At 57.4% G+C, this 20,765-nt stretch carries 20 protein-coding genes; 16 read left to right on the forward strand and 4 right to left on the reverse strand.

Translation table 11 applies throughout. The features are described 5' to 3' along the window. Positions 1–5 precede the first annotated feature (5 nt). Positions 6–1,559: a YdgA family protein gene (locus tag ACT3IC_RS21740; RefSeq protein ID WP_473479335.1), complete on the forward strand. Its 1,554-nt coding sequence runs from the start codon at positions 6–8 to the stop codon at positions 1,557–1,559. Between the two features lie 39 nt (positions 1,560–1,598). Here the strand turns inward: ACT3IC_RS21740 and ACT3IC_RS21745 are convergent, their stop codons facing one another. Together ACT3IC_RS21745 and ACT3IC_RS21750 are read right to left on the reverse strand one after the other, a co-directional pair. Further along, positions 1,599–2,453: an alpha/beta fold hydrolase gene (locus ACT3IC_RS21745; RefSeq protein WP_336997765.1), complete on the reverse strand. Its 855-nt coding sequence runs from the start codon at positions 2,451–2,453 to the stop codon at positions 1,599–1,601. Positions 2,454–2,468: 15 nt separating this feature from the next. Continuing rightward, a complete protein-coding gene (locus ACT3IC_RS21750) occupies positions 2,469–3,407 on the reverse strand; it encodes an MBL fold metallo-hydrolase (protein ID WP_473479338.1) in 939 nt (312 codons plus the stop codon). Between the two features lie 150 nt (positions 3,408–3,557). Here ACT3IC_RS21750 and ACT3IC_RS21755 point away from each other — a divergent pair, with 150 nt between their 5' ends. Next, positions 3,558–4,454 carry a LysR family transcriptional regulator gene (locus ACT3IC_RS21755; protein ID WP_473479341.1) on the forward strand — a complete coding sequence of 299 codons (897 nt, stop codon included), beginning with the start codon at positions 3,558–3,560 and terminating at the stop codon, positions 4,452–4,454. Positions 4,455–4,456: 2 nt separating this feature from the next. On the opposite strand, the gene ACT3IC_RS21760 is transcribed toward ACT3IC_RS21755, so the two are convergent. Continuing rightward, positions 4,457–5,485 carry a Mal regulon transcriptional regulator MalI gene (locus ACT3IC_RS21760; RefSeq protein WP_473479344.1) on the reverse strand — a complete coding sequence of 343 codons (1,029 nt, stop codon included), beginning with the start codon at positions 5,483–5,485 and terminating at the stop codon, positions 4,457–4,459. A 177-nt stretch (positions 5,486–5,662) separates the two neighbouring features. Here ACT3IC_RS21760 and malX point away from each other — a divergent pair, with 177 nt between their 5' ends. The 3 genes from malX to add all read left to right on the forward strand — a co-directional run bounded on the left by malX (position 5,663) and on the right by add (position 9,573). Beyond that, complete coding sequence (malX, locus tag ACT3IC_RS21765) at positions 5,663–7,255, forward strand: maltose/glucose-specific PTS transporter subunit IIBC (RefSeq protein ID WP_473479347.1); 1,593 nt, start codon at positions 5,663–5,665, stop codon at positions 7,253–7,255. Positions 7,256–7,302: 47 nt separating this feature from the next. After that, on the forward strand, positions 7,303–8,475 hold the full coding sequence (locus ACT3IC_RS21770; protein ID WP_263950898.1) for a MalY/PatB family protein: 1,173 nt from the start codon (positions 7,303–7,305) through the stop codon (positions 8,473–8,475). 96 nt (positions 8,476–8,571) lie between these two features. Then, positions 8,572–9,573, forward strand: coding sequence for an adenosine deaminase (gene add / locus ACT3IC_RS21775; RefSeq protein ID WP_159339027.1), 1,002 nt, complete (start codon positions 8,572–8,574; stop codon positions 9,571–9,573). Positions 9,574–9,603: 30 nt separating this feature from the next. Here add and ACT3IC_RS21780 read toward each other — a convergent pair whose 3' ends face one another. Beyond that, entirely contained in the window at positions 9,604–10,644 is a 1,041-nt protein-coding gene (locus ACT3IC_RS21780; RefSeq protein ID WP_156654393.1) for an oxidoreductase, read from the reverse strand. A 233-nt stretch (positions 10,645–10,877) separates the two neighbouring features. On the opposite strand from ACT3IC_RS21780, the gene blr reads away from it, so the two are divergent. From blr to dtpA, 11 genes are all read left to right on the forward strand, one after another. Further along, the gene (gene blr, locus ACT3IC_RS21785; protein ID WP_168192053.1) at positions 10,878–11,048 is read left to right on the forward strand and encodes a division septum protein Blr; all 171 of its coding nucleotides are present in this window, start codon (positions 10,878–10,880) and stop codon (positions 11,046–11,048) included. Between the two features lie 200 nt (positions 11,049–11,248). Then, a complete protein-coding gene (ydgT, locus tag ACT3IC_RS21790) occupies positions 11,249–11,464 on the forward strand; it encodes a transcription modulator YdgT (RefSeq protein ID WP_103179389.1) in 216 nt (71 codons plus the stop codon). 86 nt (positions 11,465–11,550) lie between these two features. Beyond that, positions 11,551–11,991 (forward strand): DUF2569 domain-containing protein, encoded by a 441-nt coding sequence (locus ACT3IC_RS21795; protein WP_103179388.1) that lies wholly within the window; start codon positions 11,551–11,553, stop codon positions 11,989–11,991. A 76-nt stretch (positions 11,992–12,067) separates the two neighbouring features. Further along, a complete protein-coding gene (rsxA, locus tag ACT3IC_RS21800) occupies positions 12,068–12,649 on the forward strand; it encodes an electron transport complex subunit RsxA (protein WP_039029166.1) in 582 nt (193 codons plus the stop codon). Further along, positions 12,649–13,227 carry an electron transport complex subunit RsxB gene (gene rsxB, locus ACT3IC_RS21805; protein ID WP_103179387.1) on the forward strand — a complete coding sequence of 193 codons (579 nt, stop codon included), beginning with the start codon at positions 12,649–12,651 and terminating at the stop codon, positions 13,225–13,227. The genes rsxA and rsxB overlap by 1 nt, the downstream gene beginning before the upstream one ends. Next, positions 13,220–15,529, forward strand: coding sequence for an electron transport complex subunit RsxC (rsxC, locus tag ACT3IC_RS21810; RefSeq protein WP_473479353.1), 2,310 nt, complete (start codon positions 13,220–13,222; stop codon positions 15,527–15,529). The genes rsxB and rsxC overlap by 8 nt, the downstream gene beginning before the upstream one ends. Beyond that, complete coding sequence (gene rsxD / locus ACT3IC_RS21815; protein WP_103179385.1) at positions 15,530–16,582, forward strand: electron transport complex subunit RsxD; 1,053 nt, start codon at positions 15,530–15,532, stop codon at positions 16,580–16,582. It begins immediately after the preceding gene. Positions 16,583–16,592: 10 nt separating this feature from the next. Further along, complete coding sequence (gene rsxG / locus ACT3IC_RS21820) at positions 16,593–17,219, forward strand: electron transport complex subunit RsxG (RefSeq protein ID WP_336997884.1); 627 nt, start codon at positions 16,593–16,595, stop codon at positions 17,217–17,219. Beyond that, entirely contained in the window at positions 17,216–17,902 is a 687-nt protein-coding gene (locus ACT3IC_RS21825; protein WP_103179383.1) for an electron transport complex subunit E, read from the forward strand. Before rsxG ends, ACT3IC_RS21825 begins: the two co-directional genes overlap by 4 nt. Beyond that, positions 17,899–18,534 carry an endonuclease III gene (gene nth / locus ACT3IC_RS21830; protein ID WP_103179382.1) on the forward strand — a complete coding sequence of 212 codons (636 nt, stop codon included), beginning with the start codon at positions 17,899–17,901 and terminating at the stop codon, positions 18,532–18,534. Before ACT3IC_RS21825 ends, nth begins: the two co-directional genes overlap by 4 nt. A 615-nt stretch (positions 18,535–19,149) precedes the next feature. Continuing rightward, the gene (gene dtpA, locus ACT3IC_RS21835; RefSeq protein ID WP_103179381.1) at positions 19,150–20,658 is read left to right on the forward strand and encodes a dipeptide/tripeptide permease DtpA; all 1,509 of its coding nucleotides are present in this window, start codon (positions 19,150–19,152) and stop codon (positions 20,656–20,658) included. The last annotated feature ends 107 nt before the right edge of the window (positions 20,659–20,765 follow it).

A 20,765-nucleotide genomic window follows, 5' to 3' on the forward strand; every position in this document is an offset into this window, starting at 1 on the left:
TCACGATGAAAAAATCGGTTATAGCTGCAGGCGTTATTGTTGCATTAGGGCTGGTCTGGACTGGCGCGGCCTGGTACACCGGGAAACAGCTGGAGAGCCGTCTGGGCGAGATGGTGGCCCAGGCGAACAGTGAACTTAAGCGTACCGCGCCGGAAGCCGGGCTGGAGCTGAGCTATCAGGATTATCAGCGCGGCGTGTTTAGCAGCCATCTGCAGATGGTCGTTAAGCCGGTAGCAGGAACCACTAATCCGTGGCTGCAACCGGGACAAAGCCTGGTGCTGAACGAAGATGTCGACCACGGTCCGTTCCCGCTGGCCCAGCTGAAATCCTTCAACCTCATCCCCTCTATGGCCTCGGTCAAATCGACCCTGGTCAATAACGAAGCCTCTAAGCCGCTGTTCGATCTGGCGAAGAATGAGTCACCTTTTGAGGTCAATACGCGCATCAGCTATGCCGGTGATACCCGTTCCGATATCGCCCTGAAAGCCCTGAATTACGAGAATGGCGACGAGCAGGTAGCGTTCAGCGGCGGTAACTTCCAGCTTGATGCCGATCGCGACGGCAAAAACGTCTCGCTCAAAGGTGACGCGGCAAGCGGCCGGGTCAACGCGGTGAACGAGTACGATCAGAAAGTCCAGCTGACCTTCAATAACCTGAACATTGATGGCAACAGCCGTCTGACCAGTTTTGACGAGCGCATCGGCGATCAGAAACTGACCCTCGAAAAAATGGCTATCGCCATTGAAGGCAAAGAGATGGCGGTGCTGGAAGGCACAGATCTGAAAGCCACCGCGGATCTTTCCAAAGATGGCAAGAGCATCAACAGCCAGCTGGATTACAACCTGAAGAGCCTGAAAGTGCAGAATCAGGATCTGGGTACCGGCAAGCTGACCCTGAAGATCGGCAATATTGACGGTCAGGCATGGCACCAGTTCAGCCAGCAGTATCGCGCTCAAAGCCAGGCCCTGCTGGCGGATAAAGAGCTGATGACCAACAATCCGGCGCTCTATCAGCAGAAAGCGGCGGAAGCCTTCTTCGGTAATCTGCCGATCCTGCTCAAAGGCGAGCCGGTGGTCACTATCGCGCCGCTGAGCTGGAAAAACAGCAAAGGCGAAACCAACTTCAACCTGTCGTTGTTCATGAAGGATCCCGCCACCGCCACCGGTGAAGCGCAGACCCTGGCGCAGGAAGTGGATCGCAGCGTGAAATCGCTGGAGAGCAAGCTGACCATCCCGATGGACATGGCGACCGAGTTCATGACCCAGATTGCGAAGCTGGAAGGGTATAACGAAGATGACGCCGGCAAGCTGGCCAGCCAGCAGGTGAAAGGCCTGGCGGCGATGGGACAGATGTTCCGCATCACCACCGTGGAAGATAACGTGATCGGCACCAGCCTGCAGTACAGCAATGGTCAGGTGACCCTGAATGGTCAGAAGATGCCGCTGGAGGAGTTCGTCGGCATGTTTGGCGTACCGGCGCTGAACCTGGCGGTACCGGATGAACCTGCGGCTCCGCCAGCACCGGCTGCTCCGCCAGCGCCTGCGGTTCCTCAGCAGTAAACAGCAAAACCCCTCTGCGGAGGGGTTTTTTATTGCCAGTCATCCTTTCCAGCCGGTCAGGAAATCCATCAGCAGGGCGTTCACTTTCTCCGGTTGCTCTTCCTGGGGCAGATGCCCGCACTCTTCAATACCATACGCCCTGAGATCGTCCGCCATTTCCGCCCAGACGCTCTGCATATCGAACAGCTTGCCGACAGCGTGAAAATCATTGCCCCACAGCGACATCACCGGGCAGGCAATTTTGATCGCCGCGTCCGCCAGATCCTGCGCCACATCTTCAGCGTTGGCGCGATAATCGGCCATCGCCCCCCGCACGGCACCGGGCGCCTGATAGGCCCGGACGTAAGTATCAAACGCCTCGCCGCTGATGGTAGAAGGATCGTAAGTCCAGTCCGAGAAGAAGTGGCGTAGCCAGATATGCTCCCGTCCGGCAATCAGGGCTTCCGGCAGATCGGGCACCAGGTGGAACAGAAAGAACCAGTACGCCCGGGCAATAGAGGCGTTCAAATCCCGCGCCACGATACGCGTCGGGACATTATCCATCACCACCAGACGATCCACCCGTTCCGGATAATCTTTCGCAAAGCGGGTGGCGACACGCGCGCCGCGGTCGTGCCCCACCAGCACCACTTTCTTCAGGCCCAGGGCATTCATCAGTTCCAGGATATCCCGCGCCATAGTGCGTTTATCGTAGCCGGAGGCCGGCTTATCCGTTTCTCCATACCCGCGCAAGTCCGGAGCAATCACCCGGTAATGCTTCGACAGAACCGGAATTTGATAGCGCCAGGCATAGTTCGTTTCCGGAAAGCCATGGAGCAGGATCACCGGCGCCCCTTCCCCCTCTTCAACCACAAACTGACGGATACCATTCGCTGTTACGGTGTAACTTTTCATTGCGATCGCCTCGTCTTATTTCAGCAATGGCACGTCGGCCGCACGTTGATACGGGCCGTAAATCGCCGGGTTCCAGTTGTAACCCTGAGCGTTGGCGGTAATGTGCCCGATGCCCGGGAACGCCAGGTGCGCTGCCGCCAGCCATTCGCCCTCTTTTGCCAGGGCGTTGAACTCTTGCCCACGTGATGAGGTGGCTTTTTTCGCATCCACGTCAAAGCGAATCGACACTTCCGGGTGCGGGAACTGCACCGCAGGGGCGTGGATCAGGTCGCCGATAAAGTTGATGCCTTTCCCCTCAGAGGCAAAACGATAGACCGTGCTGCCGGGCGTATGGCCGGGAGCGTAGGCCGTCTGGACTTCAGGGATCGGCGAGGCGGGCGGCACGAAGGTTTTCAGGCGTCCCGCCGCTTTATAGGAGGCCAGAGCGTGTTGGGCGATAGCGAAATACTCTTTTGCATTGGCGGGGGCGCTGGCCTCTTTCGCCGGATCCAGCCAGTAGTCAGCTTCCGCCTGCGGCACGTAAACCGTGGCATTAGGGAATAGCGCCTTACCCGCGGCATCGCTCAGGCCGCAGACGTGGTCCAGGTGGAGGTGGGTCAGGAAGATGGTGTCCACCTGCTCAGGGCGATACCCGGAGGCTTCCATGTTAGGAATTAATTGCCCTGCGGTTTGCGGCACGCAGTGGCCCGCGCCGCTGTCTATCATCACCAGATGTTTTCCGGTGTTGACTAAAAAGGCGTTAAAGGAGGTGGGCATGCGCTCGGCATCAATCTTATGCTGCGCCAGCAGGTCGCGAATTTTGACGGCCGAGAGCCCTTTTAACAGCGACGGCGAGAGATCGTTGTAGCCATCAAAAAGCGCCGTCACCTCATATTGCCCCACCGCCAGGCGATAGTAACCCGGCACCTGCTGTTTAATCTGCGCGGGTGCGTCAGCCCAAACGGATCCTGCCAAAAACAGGCCGCTGAGCGCTAAAACCGTTGTCCTCTTTTTCATCTTCACTCCGAATTCACTCTTTATCAGGATGTGGAGTGACTATGGCGCTATAACGCTAATTAGTGTAGATGTGTAATTTGATAGGCCAGCATAACGAGAATCGAGATAATGAGACTGGAAGATGTGGAAGTATTCGTGGAAGCCATCAAAGCGGGAAGTCTCGCGGGTGCCGCGCGTCGGCTCTCTATGAGCGCCATGGCGGCGTCGCGATGCCTGAATAATCTGGAAGCGGAGCTGGGGGTCCGGCTGGTACACCGCACCACGCGCTCCCTTTCACCCACCAGCGACGGCACCATCTTTTTACCCCATGCCCAGGCGCTGCTGGAAGATAAGACCAACGCCCTGGCCGACCTCTTTCCTGATGGTGCCTCCCTTTCCGGGCGGCTTCGCATCACCGCCTCGGCGGCGTTTGGCCGTAAAATCATCGCCCCGATGCTGCCCGACTTTATGCGCCAGCATCCCGCCCTGCAGGTCGATTTACTCGCCACCGATGAGCAGGTTGATATTGTCGGCAGAGGAATAGACGTGGCGTTACGTATCGCCCCGCTGCGGGACAACCGTCTGGTGGCGCATCGCCTCTGTGATAACCCCCGAGACCTCTGCGCCAGCGCAGCGTATCTGACGGAGCATGGCTATCCAAAAACGCTCAGCGATCTTGCGGCGCACAGCTGCTTAACCACCTCTGATACCACCCACTGGACGTTCGAGCAGGGGGGACAGCGAAGCAAACAGAAAGTATCGGGGCGGTTTTCGGCGAATTCTATCGAGGCGATCTTTGAGGCCTGCCTGGGCGGCATGGGCATTGCCAACCTGTCCCGCTGGTACCTTGAGCCCGCCTTTGCACAAGGCCTGGTGGAGCGGATCGCGCTGGAGGATGCCAGGCCGGAAGCGCTGGCTGTCTGGGCCGTTTACCCGACGTCGCGGTTGATTCCGGTTAAGGTGCGCAAGTTTGTCGAGGCTCTGGAGGCGCGGCTGGAACGTAACCCGCTCACGCCGCATGGATAATGTTATTTCACCGTCACCAGGCGGGCCGACACAATCTGATGCCCCGCCTGCACGTCGGCTTTATCGATCCGCTGCATAATTCTCTCGGCCAGGGTATAGCCCATTTCCCGCGCCGGGGTGGTGGCCCAGACAATCGGTAGATCGTCCAGCGCGTTCTCTGACACATCCGCAAAGGCGCCCAGCGCCACCTGATGACCAAAGAAGGTTTCAACCCCACCTTCCCCGCTCTGGCGCCCGGCACGGATTAAGCCGAACCAGGCGCCCATGGCGATAACGTCGTTATAGCAAATCACGGCGCTGATGGTGGGGCTGGCGCGCAGCAAGCTACCGATCGCCTCCGCCGCCTGCTTGTGGCGGGATTCACACTCCACCACCCACTCGCTGTGGAACGGCAGGCCATATTTGATCAGCGTCGCGCAGTAGCCACCCACCCGTTCGGCGCGCGTCAGGGAGGAGCTTTTACCGCCCAGCCAGGCAATTCGCTGATGGCCGCGGCGAATAAGATGTTCGGTCAGCATTTGTGCTGCCTGCATGTTGTCCGGGCGCAGGGTATCCGCTTCGTCGAGATAGCTGGCGCGGGAGGCAAACACCAGCGGAACCCCTTTGGCTGCCGCCCGCTCGCACAGCTCATTGCTTACCCCGGAGGCCCCGGCAACGATCACCCCATCCACCCCCTGCGTCAGCAGCATATCGAGGCGCTGGAGCAGCTGATCCGCTTCCCGGCCGCCATGGAGTAAAAAGACCATCCTCCCCTGGGCTTCCAGCGCCTCCGTCAGGCCCGCCGTCAGTTCGGCATAGAACGGCGACGTCAGGTCGCGGACGATCAGGCCAATCACCCCGCTTTGCCCACCCCTCAGCGCCGATGCCTGGCGGTTGCGAACGAACCCGAGTTGCTCCACCACCTCGTTGACGCGCTGGCCCGTCGCAGGGGAGATGCGCCCTTTCCCGCTCAGAACCAGTGAAACCGTGCTCACAGAGACACCCGCCGCCAGCGCAACGTCGTTGATAGTAATTTTTTTCGCTACAGCCATGTGTGGGGTGTCTCCCTGATAATGAGATCGGTAAAACGTTTTATCAATACGTTATCTTTATACCCTCTGCCAAAGCCTGAGAATGTGATTTAGCGCGCACTAAACTTTGATAAAACGTTTTATCTTCTCGCAGCACTGAGGCAGGTAAATCTATTTTAACAATAAAGGAGTCGTTTTATGACGGCGAAAGCAGCACAAAAAATCTCGCTGTGGGAGTTTTTCCAGCAACTGGGTAAAACTTTTATGCTGCCCGTGGCACTGCTCTCCTTCTGTGGGATCATGCTAGGCATCGGCAGCTCGCTCAGCAGTAACGATGTCATTACCCTGATCCCTTTTCTGGGCAACCCGGTCTTGCAGGCAATTTTTATCTGGATGAGTAAGGTCGGCTCCTTCGCCTTTAGCTTCCTGCCAGTGATGTTCTGTATCGCCATTCCGCTGGGCCTGGCCCGCGAAAACAAAGGCGTGGCGGCATTTTCCGGGTTTGTGGGGTACGCGGTGATGAATCTGGCGGTCAACTTCTGGCTGACTACGAAGGGGATCCTGCCCACTACCGACGCGGCGGTGCTCAAAGCCAATAACATCCAGAGCGTACTGGGGATCCAGTCGATCGACACCGGGATCCTCGGCGCGGTGATCGCAGGGGTGATCATCTGGCTGCTGCATGAGCGTTTTCACAATATCCGCCTGCCGGATGCGCTGGCCTTCTTCGGCGGTACGCGCTTTGTGCCGATTATTACCACCGTCGCCATGGGCCTGTTTGGCCTGGTGATCCCGCTGGTGTGGCCGATTTTCGCCCTGGGTATTACCGGTATCGGGCATATCATCAACAGCGCGGGCGATTTTGGCCCGATGATTTTCGGCACCGGTGAGCGTCTGCTGCTGCCTTTCGGCTTACAACATATCCTGGTGGCGCTGATCCGCTTCACCGAAGCCGGTGGCACCATGGAGGTCTGCGGCCACTCGGTAAGCGGCGCACTGACCATCTTCCAGGCGCAGTTAAGCTGCCCGACCACCCACGGCTTCTCGGAGAGTGCCACCCGCTTCCTCTCCCAGGGGAAAATGCCAGCCTTCCTCGGCGGCCTGCCGGGTGCGGCGCTGGCGATGTACCACTGCGCCCGTCCGGAAAACCGTCATAAGATTAAGGGCCTGTTGATCTCCGGCGTTATCGCCTGCGTGGTCGGCGGTACCACTGAACCGATCGAGTTCCTGTTCCTGTTCGTGGCACCGGTACTGTACCTTATTCACGCCGTGCTGACCGGCCTGGGCTTTACCACCATGGCGGTGCTGGGTGTCACCATCGGTAATACCGACGGCAACGTGATTGACTTTGTGGTGTTCGGCATTCTGCACGGCCTGTCGACCAAGTGGTATCTGGTTCCGGTGGTGGCCGCGATCTGGTTTGCGGTTTACTACGGCATCTTCCGCTTCGCCATCACCCGCTTTAACCTGAAAACGCCGGGTCGCGATATTGAGAGCGCGGCGAGCGTGGAGCAGGCAGTGGCGGGCGTAACTGGCAAATCCGGCTACAATACGCCGGCGATCCTCGCGGCGCTGGGCGGTGCGGATAACATCACCTCTCTGGACAACTGCATTACCCGTCTGCGCCTGTCGGTGGCAGATATGTCCCAAGTGGACACCAACGCCCTGAAGGCCAATCGCGCCATCGGCGTGGTTCAGCTCAACCAGCACAATTTGCAGGTGGTCATCGGCCCGCAGGTGCAGTCGGTGAAAGATGAGCTGGCGACCCTGATGCGAACAGTAGAAGCCTGATGCCCCAGCCCCCTCCCCAGGAGGGGGTTCTCTTTTAAGGAGACGTTATGTTTGATTTTTCTGCCGTCGTGGATCGTCACGGCACCTGGTGTACCCAATGGGACTATGTTGCCGACCGCTTCGGCGCCGCAGATCTGCTGCCGTTTACCATCTCGGACATGGATTTTGCCACTGCCCCCTGCATCATCGAGGCTCTGCAAGCTCGCATCAGCCACGGAGTGTTTGGCTACAGCCGCTGGAAAAACGACGAGTTCCTTGGGGCGGTAGGGCACTGGTTCCGGCAGCGCTTCAACAGCTCCATCGATACCAGCGCCATCGTCTATGGCCCCTCGGTGATCTATATGGTGTCGGAGCTGATTCGCCAGTGGTCCAACGCAGGGGACGGGGTGGTGATCCACACCCCGGCCTACGACGCGTTTTACAATGCCATTGCGGGCAATAACCGTCAGGTGGTGCCTGTTGGCCTGCATAAGACGGCGGCGGGCTGGCAGTGCGATATGGCCGAACTGGAAGCGGTATTGGCACAGCCGCAGAACACCATTTTATTGCTCTGCAGCCCGCACAACCCGACGGGCAAGGTCTGGACCCGGGACGAGTTAGCGACCATGGCTGAACTTTCTGCGCGTCACGGCGTGGCGGTGGTAAGCGATGAAATTCATATGGATATGGTCTGGGGCAACCATCAGCATATCCCCTGGTGCGAAGTGGCGCAGGGAAAATGGGCGCTTCTCACCTCCGGCTCCAAGAGCTTTAATATTCCTGCTCTTACCGGCGCATACGGTTTGATCGGTGATGAAGCCAGCCGCATGGACTATTTGCAGGCGCTAAAGGGGCGCGACGGCCTCTCTTCGCCCTCGGTGCTGGCGCTGGTGGCGCATATTGCCGCCTACCAACAGGGTGAAGCCTGGCTGGATGCGCTGCGCAGTTATCTGGAGGCCAACCTGCACTATGTAGCCGACAGGCTCAATGGTGCCTTTCCGGCGTTAAACTGGCAACCGCCAGAGGCGACCTATCTGGCGTGGATCGATCTACGACCGCTAAATATCGACGACCGGAAGCTGCAAAAGGTGCTGATTGAGCAGCAAAAAGTGGCGATTATGCCGGGATATACCTATGGCGAAGAGGGTAACGGTTTTATCCGCCTCAATGCCGGTTGCCCGCGCAGTAAACTGGAGCAAGGGGTGGAACGACTGATTGCCGGGATTCACGCCCTGCGGTAATAGCGTTGCGCAATGGATATTTACCTTGCGCAAATAGCTTTTTGCCCCGTTTTATTTTTATAATATGTCGCACTTTACCTAATAAAGAGTGCGACCATGATTGATACCACCCTCCCGCTAACTGACGTTCATCGCCACCTTGATGGCAACATCCGTGCCCAGACCATTCTGGATCTTGGTCGCCAGTATAATTTGGCTCTGCCCGCACAAAACCTTGAGTCGCTGATCCCGCATGTGCAGGTAACAGAAAACGAACCGGATCTGGTGAGCTTTTTAAGCAAACTCGACTGGGGGGTAAAAGTCCTCGCCTCGCTGGAAGCCTGCCGTCGCGTTGCCTTCGAGAATATTGAGGACGCCGCGCGCAACGGTCTGCATTACGTAGAACTGCGTTTCTCGCCGGGCTATATGGCCATGTCCCACAACCTGCCGGTTGACGGTGTGGTAGAGGCGGTGATCGCTGGCGTTCGCGAAGGCTGTAAAGCCTTTGATGTTGAAGCCCGCCTGATTGGGATCATGAGCCGTACCTTTGGCGAAGCCGCCTGCCTTCAGGAACTCGAAGCCCTGCTGGCTCACCGCGAACATATCACTGCGGTCGATCTGGCGGGCGACGAGCTGGGCTTCCCGGGCAGTCTGTTCCTCTCCCACTTCAATCGCGCCCGCGACGCAGGCTGGCACATCACCGTCCATGCCGGTGAAGCGGCAGGCCCGGAGAGCATCTGGCAGGCGATCCGCGAGCTGGGCGCCGAGCGTATTGGTCATGGGGTGAAGGCGGTGGAAGACCGCGCCCTGATGGACTTCCTGGCGGCGCAACGCATCGGAATCGAATCCTGTCTGACCTCCAATATTCAGACCAGTACCGTGGCGACGCTGGCGCACCACCCGCTGAAAACTTTCCTTGAGCATGGCGTGATAGCGTCGCTGAATACTGACGATCCGGCGGTTCAGGGGGTCGATATTATTCACGAATACACGGTGGCCGCCCCGCAGGCCGGGCTGAGCCGCGAGCAGATTCGCCAGGCGCAGATCAATGGTCTGGAGATGGCATTCTTAACATCTGCCGAGAAGCAGGCGCTGCGCGACAAGGTCGCACGCGGGTAAGAAAAAGCCCGGCATTGCCGGGCTTTGTTTTCAGGCCAGACAGAGGGTCGCGCGATGTTTCGCGGACTCGATACCCAGCTCAATCAGTTCCATAATCTGAATCGCCTGGCTTGCCGGGACCGGGTTTTCACCCTGGCCGTTCAGCGCATCGCGAATACCGGCATAATAGGCCGGGTAGTTGCCCGGCAGAGTCAGCCAGGTCTCTTCCACACGCTCTTCCCCTTCCACGCGGGTCAGCACGCCGTCACGCATGTCATAGCCCCAGTCTTCCTGCGGCAGGCGCTCCCCGTTTTTCAGACGTTCTTCCTGCGGATCGAGACCGAACTTCACATAGCTGCCGCGGGAGCCATGCACGATGTAACGTGCAGATTCCGCCGCCGCCATCATCGTGCCATGCAGTACCACGCGACGCTGCGGATAGCTCAACACCGCATGGAAGTAGTCCGTGGCCTGCGCGCCAGGGCGCAGCTGGGCCAGATCGACGTTCAGGCTCACCGGCAGACCAAACAGGTTAACGGCCTGGTCAAGCAGATGCGGGGCCAGATCGTACCAGATGCCGCTGCCCGGACCCGCCAGCTCACGCCAGCGATTACGCACCTGCGGACGGAAGCGGTCGAAATGTGATTCGAAGAATGCCACTTCCCCCAGAGAGCCGTCGGCAATGAGGGCTTTAACGGTGAGGAAGTCGCTGTCCCAGCGGCGGTTGTGGAAGACGGAGAGCAGTTTACCCAGGCTTTTTGCCAGCGCGTCCAGTTCGCGAGCCTGTGACAGTGTCACGGTAAAGGGTTTATCCACCACCACATGCTTGCCCGCTTCAAGGGCCGCTTTCGCCAGCGGGAAATGGGTGTCGTTTGGTGTCGGGATAACAATCAGGTCGATATTGGGATCGTTAAACAGATGCTTCGGCTCAGAAACCACCGGCACGGTTGGCCAGTCGGCATGAACTTTCGTCGCATCGCTGCTGGAAATGGCTGCCAGCGCCATCCCCGGGGTGCCATCAATCAGCGGGGCATGAAATGTTTTACTCGCATAACCATAACCTATTAATCCAACACGGATTTTGTCGCTCATGAAATCGCCTCTCATCTTTTGACCTGCATATTTCACACTATCTCCTCTCCCGTCACAATAGATTAATCTGGCGTACCTTGCCCTATAGCAACAGAAGCAATCAGTAATTTCTGATTAACATTTATAACTCGCTGAATACAATCGCAAAACATCCTTGTAAAGCGCTTGCCCGAAGGCATATCGCACTGTAAAATTCTGGATCTGTATTTATGGATAAAACATCACCAAGAATCATGACGACAATAATTAATCGAATTATCGAGTTAGCGGGATGGATCGTGCTGGGCGTGTCGGTGATACTGCTCGCCGTTGCCAGTCATATTGATAACTACCAGCCACCCGAGCCGGTAAATACCCTCAATCAAGCCAAGCCTCATACGCTCACCAAAAATAGTGACATATGATGTCAGTTGCTTATTGCCAGCCGTCATGAACAGCGTTAACCTTCTTCGCCAGGCGTCGGCCGACGCCTGATTTCATCAATCAAGAAAACTCTTATTTTTGCCGGTGCGCTTTGGCAAACCGTTTACGTCTTATTTGAACCGTTTATTATTCGACCTAATTACTCCTTTGGCATTACTCACTCATATGGAAAATTATTAAAATGACAGTTCAGGACTATTTATTAAAATTTCGCAAAATTAATTCCCTTGAAAGTCTGGAAAAGCTCTTTGACCATCTGAACTACACCCTGAGTGACAATCAGGACATTATCAGCATGTACCGCGCCGCTGACCATCGCCGCGCTGAGCTGGTTTCTGGTGGACGCCTGTTCAACATTGGCGAAGTGCCTAAGTCGGTGTGGCGTTACGTGCTCTAAAAGGGTACTCATTGCCCGGAAATGTTATATACTCTCGCCCCTGCTAATTTGCAGTTCGCGCTTTTCGCTGACTATCGGGAGAGAACATGACCACAACGGCTGGAGAAAAAATTGGCGGCTGGTTACTTGCTCCGCTCGCCTGGCTGCTGGTTGCATTATTAAGTGCGTCGCTGGCACTGGTACTTTATTCCACTGCATTAATTACGCCGCACGCGCTTAAAACGCTGGGCGCGCAAAATACCTCTGCTATCGTCATGTGGTTTATTTCTTTCGCCTTTGCGATTGCCATGTGGTACTACACGCTGTGGCTGACCATCGCGTTTTTTAAACGCCGCCGGAGCGTGCCTAAGCACTATATTATCTGGCTGCTGGTCTCTGTCTTGCTGGCCGTGAAAGCCTTCGCCTTTTCGCCGGTTTCCGATGCGCTGGCAGTGCGTCAACTCCTCTTCCCACTGCTGGTGACCGCGCTTTTCGTGCCGTACTTTAAGCGCTCGGCCCGCGTAAAGAACACCTTTGTGAACCCGTAATAACCTTACAGTTAACCTGTTGTCGCCTGCGCCGGTTTATCCGATAATAGGCGGCTTTTTTATGTCAGGCTGAATAATGACCGATTACTTACTGCTCTTTGTCGGCACGGTGCTGGTAAACAACTTCGTTCTCGTGAAGTTCCTTGGCCTGTGCCCATTTATGGGCGTATCCAAAAAGCTCGAAACGGCAATGGGGATGGGGTTGGCCACCACCTTCGTGTTGACCCTCGCCTCGATCTGCGCCTGGTGGGTAGATACCTGGATTTTAATCCCCCTTGGCCTGACCTATCTGCGCACGCTGGCCTTTATTCTGGTTATCGCTGTGGTGGTGCAGTTCACCGAAATGGTGGTGCGTAAAACCAGCCCGGCGTTATACCGCCTGCTCGGCATCTTCCTGCCGCTGATCACCACCAACTGTGCGGTGCTCGGCGTGGCGCTGCTCAACATTAACCTTGGGCACAATTTCCTGCAGTCGGCGCTGTACGGTTTTTCCGCCGCGGTCGGCTTCTCGCTGGTGATGGTGCTGTTTGCAGCGATCCGCGAACGCCTGGTCGCGGCTGATATCCCGGCACCGTTTCGCGGTAACGCCATCGCGCTGGTTACCGCCGGTCTTATGTCTCTGGCCTTTATGGGCTTTAGTGGTCTGGTGAAGTTGTAATGAATGCAATCTGGATTGCCATTGCTGCCCTCAGTGTTCTGGGGCTGCTGTTTGGCATCATTCTCGGTTACGCCTCACGCCGCTTCGCGGTGGAGGATGACCCGATTGTCGAAAAAATTGATGAGCTACTGCCGCAAAGCCAGTGCGGGCAGTGCGGCTACCCTGGCTGTCGCCCCTACGCAGAGGCGGTGGGCAGCGGCGGCGAAAAAATTAACCGCTGTGCGCCTGGCGGCGAAGCGGTGATGCTGAAGATTGCCGAACTGCTGAACGTCGACCCCCAGCCGGTCGATGGTGATGAAAGCGCGCAGGAGCCGGTGCGCATGCTGGCGGTGATCGATGAGCCTAACTGCATCGGCTGCACCAAATGTATTCAGGCCTGTCCGGTAGATGCCATTGTGGGCGCCACGCGCGCCATGCATACCGTGATGGAAGACCTGTGTACCGGCTGTAACCTCTGTGTCGCCCCCTGCCCGACCCAGTGCATTGAGTTACGCCCGGTAGCCACCACGACCGATAGCTGGAAATGGGATCTTCAGACCATTCCGGTGCGCATTATTCCTGTGGAACAACATGCTTAAGTTATTTTCTGCCTTCAGAAAAGAGAAGATCTGGGATTTCGATGGCGGTATTCATCCGCCAGAGATGAAAACCCAGTCCAGCGGTACGCCGCTGCGCCAGATCCCGCTGGCCAACCGTTTTGTTATCCCCCTGAAGCAGCACATCGGTGCTGAGGGTGAGCTGTGCGTTAAACCTGGCGACAGCGTGTTACGCGGCCAGCCGCTGACCTTTGGACGCGGACGTATGCTGCCTGTGCACGCCCCTACCTCCGGCACCGTGGTGGCGATTGCGCCCCATACCGTTGCCCACCCTTCCGCCCTCTCTGAGCTGTGCGTCATCATCGACGCCGATGGCGAAGATCGCTGGATTGAGCGCGACGGCTGGAGCGACTACCGCAACCACAGCCGCGAGGCGCTGATCGAGCGCATTCATCAGTCTGGCGTCGCCGGTCTGGGCGGCGCGGGCTTCCCAACCGGTAACAAACTGCAGGGCGGCGGCGACAAGATCAAAACCCTGATTATCAACGCCGCCGAGTGCGAGCCGTACATCACCGCGGACGATCGTCTGATGCAGGACTGCGCCGCGCAGATCGTCGAGGGCATTCGTATTCTCGCGCACATTCTGCAGCCGCAGGAGGTGCTGATCGGCATTGAAGATAACAAACCGCAGGCCATCTCCATGCTGCGTGCGGTGCTGGCGGGCAGCCATGATATCAGCCTGCGCGTTATTCCCACCAAGTACCCCTCCGGTGGCGCCAAGCAGCTGACCCAGATCTTAACCGGCAAACAGGTCCCGCACGGCGGTCGTTCGTCTGACATTGGCGTCCTGATGCAGAACGTCGGCACCGCCTATGCCGTTAAACGTGCCGTTGTTGACGGCGAGCCGCTTACCGAGCGCGTCGTTACCCTTACCGGGGAATCGGTTAGCCGTCCCGGCAACGTCTGGGCGCGTCTGGGCACGCCGGTTCGTCATCTGCTGGATCAGGCCGGGTTCTGCCCGAGCGCCGAGCAAATGGTAATTATGGGCGGGCCGCTGATGGGCTTTACCCTGCCCTGGCTGGATGTCCCGGTGGTAAAAATCACCAACTGCCTGCTGGCGCCGTCCGTCAGCGAGATGGGCGAAACGCAGGAAGAGAAAGGCTGCATTCGCTGCAGCGCCTGTGCCGATGCCTGCCCGGCGGATCTGCTGCCTCAGCAGCTCTACTGGTACAGCAAAGGGCAGATCCACGATAAAGCGAAATCCCACAACCTGGCCGACTGCATTGAGTGTGGCGCCTGCGCCTGGGTCTGCCCGAGCAATATTCCGCTGGTGCAATATTTCCGCGTCGAGAAAGCCGAAATTTACGCGATTGCCCAGGAAGAGAAACGCGCAGCCGAAGCCAAAGCACGGTTTGAAGCGCGCCAGCAGCGCCTTGAACGCGAGAAAGCCGCCCGAGAAGCGCGCCATAAGAAAGCGGCAGTTCAGCCTGCGGCAAAAGACCAGGATGCCATTAATGCTGCCCTGGCGCGTGTGCGCGAGAAGAAAGCCACCGCGACAGAAGATGTGGTGATCCCGGCGGGTCAGCGCCCGGATAACAGCGAGATGATTGCCGCCCGCGAAGCGCGCAAAGCAGAGGCCCGCGCCCGTCAGGCGGAAAAAGCGCAGGCTGCCGCCGCATCAACAGAAACCGATCCGCGTAAAGCGGCGGTCGAAGCGGCCATCGCCCGCGCAAAAGCCCGCAAAGCGGCGCCACCGGAAGAGACTCAGGCCGAGCCAGCGCCGGTGGATCCGCGTAAAGCCGCTGTCGAAGCGGCCATTGCCCGTGCAAAAGCCCGCAAGGCGGCACCATCGGAAGAGAGCCAGAGCGAGCCAGCGCCAGTCGATCCGCGTAAAGCGGCGGTCGAAGCGGCCATTGCCCGTGCAAAAGCCCGCAAAGCGGCGCCACCGGAAGAGAACCAGAGCGAGCCAGCGCCAGTCGATCCGCGTAAAGCGGCAGTCGAGGCCGCCATCGCCCGGGCGAAAGCCCGCAAAGCGGCGCAGCCGGACGATATTCAGGTTGAACAGGCTCCGGTCGACCCGCGTAAAGCGGCCGTCGAAGCGGCGATTGCCCGGGCCAAAGCCCGAAAAGCCGCGCCACCGGAAGCAAAACAGGAAGAACCCGTACCCGTCGACCCGCGTAAAGCCGCGGTCGAAGCCGCCATTGCCCGGGCAAAAGCGCGCAAGGCGGCGCAACAGGAAGAAGAGCCGGCAGCCAATGACGATCCACGCAAAGCGGCAGTGGCTGCCGCCATCGCGCGGGTACAGGCGAAGAGAGCCGCACAGCAGGCAGTTAACGAGGATTAAATGGTTTTCAGAATCGCAAGCTCCCCTTATACCCATAACCAGCGCCAGACATCGCGCATTATGATGCTGGTCTGCCTGGCCGCGCTGCCGGGCATTGCCGTACAGCTCTGGTTCTTCGGCTGGGGTACGTTGCTGCAGATCATCCTTGGCTGTGTGAGCGCGCTGGCGGCCGAAGCGCTGGTACTCAAACTGCGGAAAATCGCGGTGGGCAAAATTCTGGCGGACAATTCCGCCCTGCTCACCGGCCTGCTGCTGGCCATCAGTATTCCGCCCTTCGCCCCCTGGTGGATGGTGGTGCTCGGCACCGTGTTCGCGGTGATCATCGCCAAGCAGCTCTATGGCGGCCTCGGGCATAACCCGTTTAACCCGGCGATGATTGGCTATGTGGTGCTGCTGATCTCCTTCCCGGTGCAGATGACCAGCTGGCTGCCGCCGCATGAGATTGCCGCGACGGTGCCAGGCTTTATGGATGCCGTGCAGGTGATCTTCTCCGGCCATACCGCCAGCGGCGCGGATATGAACACCCTGCGTCTGGGGGTGGATGGCATCAGCCAGGCGACGCCGCTCGATACCTTCAAAACCTCTCTGCATGCGGGTCACAGCGTAGAGCAGATCCTCCAGTCGCCCATTTACAGCGGCGTGCTGGCAGGCGCGGGCTGGCAGTGGGTTAACCTGGCGTACCTGGCCGGTGGCCTGTTCCTGCTGTGGCAGAAAGCGATCCGCTGGCATATCCCGGTGAGCTTCCTGGTAACGCTTGCGGTCTGTTCCGGGCTGGGCTGGTTCTTCTCGCCGGCGTCGCTGGCGTCGCCGCAGATCCATCTGCTCTCCGGCGCGACCATGCTGGGTGCCTTCTTTATTCTGACCGACCCGGTAACGGCCTCTACCACCAACCGTGGGCGCCTGATTTTTGGCGCGCTGGCCGGTTTGCTGGTATGGCTGATCCGCAGCTTTGGCGGTTACCCGGACGGCGTGGCCTTTGCCGTGCTGCTGGCGAACATCACCGTTCCGCTCATCGACTACTACACGCGTCCGCGCGTGTACGGCCATCGCTAAGGATCTCGCCATGTTAAAAACGATGCAAAAACACGGCGTGACGCTGGCGCTCTTTGCCGCCGTGCTCACCGGCATGACCGCGCTGGTCAACGGCTTAACCAAATCCACCATTGATGAACAGGCGGCCCGTCAGCAAAAAGCGCTGTTTGACCAGGTGATCCCGGCAGATATCTACGATAACGATCTGCAGAAGAGCTGTTATCTTGTCCAGACGCCAGCGCTTGGCAAAGGCACCCACCGTATTTTTATCGCCCGTAAAGGCGATACGCCGACCGGCGTGGTGATGGAAGCCACCGCCCCGGATGGATACTCCGGCGCTATCAGGCTGCTGGTGGGCACCGATTTTTCCGGCACCGTGCTGGGTACGCGCGTGACCGAGCACCACGAAACGCCAGGCCTTGGAGATAAGATTGAAACCCGCTTAAGCGACTGGATTTTGCATTTCGCTGGTAGAGTGATCCACGGTATTGACGATCCGGCGTTCGCGGTGAAAAAAGATGGTGGTGATATCGATCAGTTTACCGGTGCGACCATCACCCCACGTGCGGTAGTGAACGCCGTTAAACGTGCGGGGGTTTACGCACAATCGCTGCCTGCGCAACTTAACAATCTGCCCGCCTGTGAGGAGCGTTCATGAGCCAGGTAAAAGAGGTTTTTGTTCAGGGGCTGTGGAAAAACAACTCCGCGCTGGTACAGCTGCTGGGGATGTGTCCGCTGCTGGCCGTCACCTCCACCGTTACCAACGCGTTGGGCCTTGGCCTTGCCACCACCCTGGTATTGATCCTGACCAACCTGTCGATCTCTGCCCTGCGCCGCTGGACGCCGTCAGAGATTCGTATTCCGATCTACGTGATGATTATCGCCTCGGTGGTGAGCGTCGTGCAGATGCTGATCAACGCCTGGGCCTTTGGACTCTATCAGTCGCTGGGGATTTTTATCCCGCTGATCGTCACCAACTGTATCGTGGTGGGCCGCGCCGAAGCCTTTGCGGTGAAAAACGATCCGCTGATTTCGGCCCTTGATGGCTTTGCCATCGGCATGGGGGCGACCGGGGCGATGTTTGTCCTGGGCGCCATGCGTGAAATCCTTGGCAACGGTACCCTGTTCGATGGCGCAGATGCGCTGCTGGGCAGCTGGGCCAAAGTTCTGCGCATTGAGGTGTTCCACACCGATACGCCGTTCCTGCTGGCGATGCTGCCCCCTGGCGCGTTTATTGGCCTGGGGATGATGCTGGCAGTAAAATACCTCATTGATGAGAAACGTAAACGCCGCGCTGCCACGCGCAGCGCAGAGGAAGGGATCCCTGAGAAGGCCTCATGAACAAAGAGAAACGTTTAACCATTTTGCAGCGCCTGCGTGAGAATAACCCGCACCCGACCACCGAGCTGAATTTTACCTCGCCCTTTGAACTGTTGATCGCGGTGTTGCTCTCCGCGCAGGCGACCGACGTGAGCGTCAATAAAGCCACCGCGAAGCTCTACCCCGTCGCCAACACGCCTCAGGCGATGCTGGAGCTGGGCGTTGAGGGGGTAAAGTCGTACATCAAAACCATCGGCCTGTTTAACAGCAAAGCCGAGAATGTGATCAAGACCTGCCGGATGCTGATAGAGCTGCACGGCGGTGAGGTACCGGAAGATCGCGCGGCGCTGGAAGCACTGCCTGGCGTGGGCCGTAAAACCGCCAACGTGGTGCTGAATACCGCCTTCGGCTGGCCGACCATTGCCGTGGATACTCATATCTTTCGTGTCTGCAACCGAACGAACTTCGCTCCGGGCAAAAACGTGGAGCAGGTCGAAGATAAGCTGCTGAAAGTGGTTCCTGCGGAGTTCAAGGTCGACTGCCATCACTGGTTGATCCTCCACGGACGCTATACCTGCATTGCGCGTAAACCGCGCTGTGGCTCCTGTATTATTGAAGATCTCTGTGAATTTAAAGAGAAAACCGACCACTGAAACCGTCATTCGACGGTTTTTTTATCACCTGAAAACCTTATATTAAGCACGAGTATCTTTCAGGCTCGCCTTTTGCAGTTTTTCTGTCTGAGCAAAAGTTTACGGTTCGCGCATTGTGCGGCTATATAACAATCAAACAGGTTAATTGTTTTTTCGTCAGCAAAATTTTCTATATAAATGTGATGGCGATCACTCTGTTCACACGCTGTTAATTTTATGTGTCAAAATGGCTACTAAAGCCCTACAGCATCGAGAAATACCCCCTTCTCAACCGTAGATATGTCCGGTTATTTTTCAGAACATAGGCCATATCACTGCCCAACACCTTTTACAGCAGAACATATCGCCATACGGCGATTTTCTCCCCTACTGAATAGTGAAAAAAACCAGTTTCACCGAAACGGTAAAATTTAACGCTAAATAACATTTAGGTTTCTGGCGCATTATAGGGCTTGAGTTAAATGTAACAGACTATTACAAACGTCTTGCCAGACGGGTCAGGATAGTGAACATTACCCGCCGTTTCCCCTCCCACTATAACTATAAAGCGGATGGACTACGGTCATCACGCTATGAACACCCCCGTTAATATGGGATGTAAAAAAAGAGGTATATGTGTCTACTGCAAACAATAAACCAGCTGAAGAGAGCGTAAGTCTTAACGCTTTCAAACAACCTAAATCGTTCTATCTCATATTCTCTATTGAGCTGTGGGAGCGTTTTGGTTACTACGGTCTGCAAGGGATCATGGCGGTTTACCTGGTGAAACAACTGGGTATGTCCGAAGCCGATTCCATCACCCTGTTCTCTTCTTTCAGTGCTCTGGTCTACGGTCTGGTCGCAATTGGTGGCTGGCTGGGCGATAAAGTACTGGGAACCAAACGTGTCATCCTGCTGGGCGCCATCGTTCTGGCGATCGGTTATGGTCTGGTAGCCTGGTCCGGTCACGATGCCGGCGTGGTTTACCTGGGTATGGCGACCATCGCGGTGGGTAACGGCCTGTTCAAGGCGAACCCGTCTGCCCTGCTTTCTACCTGTTATAAGAAAGATGACCCGCGTCTGGACGGTGCATTCACCATGTACTACATGTCCATCAACATTGGCTCCTTCTTCTCCATGCTGGCAACCCCGTGGCTGGCAGCAAAATTCGGCTGGAGCGTGGCGTTTGCCCTGAGCTTCGTCGGTATGCTGATCACCGTGGTGAACTTCCTGTTCTGCCGCAGCTGGGTGAAAGAGTACGGTTCAAAACCTGACTTTGCGCCGGTACAGATGGGTAAATTGCTGGCGACGCTGGTTGGTGTTGTCGTGCTGGTTGCTATCGCCACCTGGCTGCTGCACAACCAGGGTATTGCCCGTGCGGTGCTGGGCGTGGTTGCGCTGGGTATCATCTGCATCTTTGCAAAAGAAGCCTTCTCCATGCAGGGCGCGGCGCGTCGTAAGATGATTGTTGCCTTTATCCTGATGGTTGAAGCGATTGTCTTCTTCGTGCTGTACAGCCAGATGCCAACGTCTCTGAACTTCTTCGCGATCCGTAACGTTGAGCACTCTATCCTGGGTATCGCGTTCGAGCCTGAGCAGTTCCAGGCCCTGAACCCGTTCTGGATCATGGTAGGTAGCCCGATCCTGGCTGCCATCTACAACAAGATGGGCGACCGCCTGCCAATGCCGCACAAGTTCGCGGTGGGCATGGTGCTCTGCTCGGGTGCCTTCCTGGTACTGCCGCTGGGCGCGGAATTCGCCAGCGACGCGGGTATCGTCTCCGTGAACTGGCTGATCCTGAGCTACGCCCTGCAGTCTATCGGTGAGCTGATGATCTCCGGTCTGGGCCTGGCGATGGTTGCACAGCTGGTTCCACAGCGTCTGATGGGCTTCATCATGGGTAGCTGGTTCCTGACCACTGCCGGTGCTGCCATCATCGCCGGTAAGATCGCCAACCTGATGGCTGTGCCTTCTGATGTGACCGACCCGCTGCAGTCGCTGCATGTCTATGGTGACGTGTTCCTGCAGATTGGTATCGCCACTGCGGTTATCGCTGTGCTGATGATGCTGACTGCACCAAAACTGAACCGCATGACTCAGGACGACGACAATACCGCTAAAGCGAGCAACACCGCCGCCGTGTAATGTCATCGGGAAACGACTGACTACAAGCCGCTAACTGTGCGTTAGCGGCTTTTTTTTTATTATGGGGCGCACTAACATAGGGTAAACCTACGTAAACAGGAGTGACC

The sequence above is a fragment of the Leclercia sp. GHBNCSD genome, assembly GCF_055805075.1.

Excerpts from the sequence above, each read along its gene's own strand:
- ACT3IC_RS21740 (WP_473479335.1), top strand. The coding sequence starts at position 6 with ATGAAAAAATCGGTTATAGCTGCAGGCGTTATTGTTGCATTAGGGCTG.
- ACT3IC_RS21745 (WP_336997765.1), bottom strand. The coding sequence starts at position 2,453 with ATGAAAAGTTACACCGTAACAGCGAATGGTATCCGTCAGTTTGTGGTT.
- ACT3IC_RS21755 (WP_473479341.1), top strand. The coding sequence starts at position 3,558 with ATGAGACTGGAAGATGTGGAAGTATTCGTGGAAGCCATCAAAGCGGGA.
- ACT3IC_RS21760 (WP_473479344.1), bottom strand. The coding sequence starts at position 5,485 with ATGGCTGTAGCGAAAAAAATTACTATCAACGACGTTGCGCTGGCGGCG.
- malX (WP_473479347.1), top strand. The coding sequence starts at position 5,663 with ATGACGGCGAAAGCAGCACAAAAAATCTCGCTGTGGGAGTTTTTCCAG.
- ACT3IC_RS21770 (WP_263950898.1), top strand. The coding sequence starts at position 7,303 with ATGTTTGATTTTTCTGCCGTCGTGGATCGTCACGGCACCTGGTGTACC.
- add (WP_159339027.1), top strand. The coding sequence starts at position 8,572 with ATGATTGATACCACCCTCCCGCTAACTGACGTTCATCGCCACCTTGAT.
- ACT3IC_RS21780 (WP_156654393.1), bottom strand. The coding sequence starts at position 10,644 with ATGAGCGACAAAATCCGTGTTGGATTAATAGGTTATGGTTATGCGAGT.
- blr (WP_168192053.1), top strand. The coding sequence starts at position 10,878 with ATGACGACAATAATTAATCGAATTATCGAGTTAGCGGGATGGATCGTG.
- ydgT (WP_103179389.1), top strand. The coding sequence starts at position 11,249 with ATGACAGTTCAGGACTATTTATTAAAATTTCGCAAAATTAATTCCCTT.
- ACT3IC_RS21795 (WP_103179388.1), top strand. The coding sequence starts at position 11,551 with ATGACCACAACGGCTGGAGAAAAAATTGGCGGCTGGTTACTTGCTCCG.
- rsxA (WP_039029166.1), top strand. The coding sequence starts at position 12,068 with ATGACCGATTACTTACTGCTCTTTGTCGGCACGGTGCTGGTAAACAAC.
- rsxB (WP_103179387.1), top strand. The coding sequence starts at position 12,649 with ATGAATGCAATCTGGATTGCCATTGCTGCCCTCAGTGTTCTGGGGCTG.
- rsxC (WP_473479353.1), top strand. The coding sequence starts at position 13,220 with ATGCTTAAGTTATTTTCTGCCTTCAGAAAAGAGAAGATCTGGGATTTC.
- rsxD (WP_103179385.1), top strand. The coding sequence starts at position 15,530 with ATGGTTTTCAGAATCGCAAGCTCCCCTTATACCCATAACCAGCGCCAG.
- rsxG (WP_336997884.1), top strand. The coding sequence starts at position 16,593 with ATGTTAAAAACGATGCAAAAACACGGCGTGACGCTGGCGCTCTTTGCC.
- ACT3IC_RS21825 (WP_103179383.1), top strand. The coding sequence starts at position 17,216 with ATGAGCCAGGTAAAAGAGGTTTTTGTTCAGGGGCTGTGGAAAAACAAC.
- nth (WP_103179382.1), top strand. The coding sequence starts at position 17,899 with ATGAACAAAGAGAAACGTTTAACCATTTTGCAGCGCCTGCGTGAGAAT.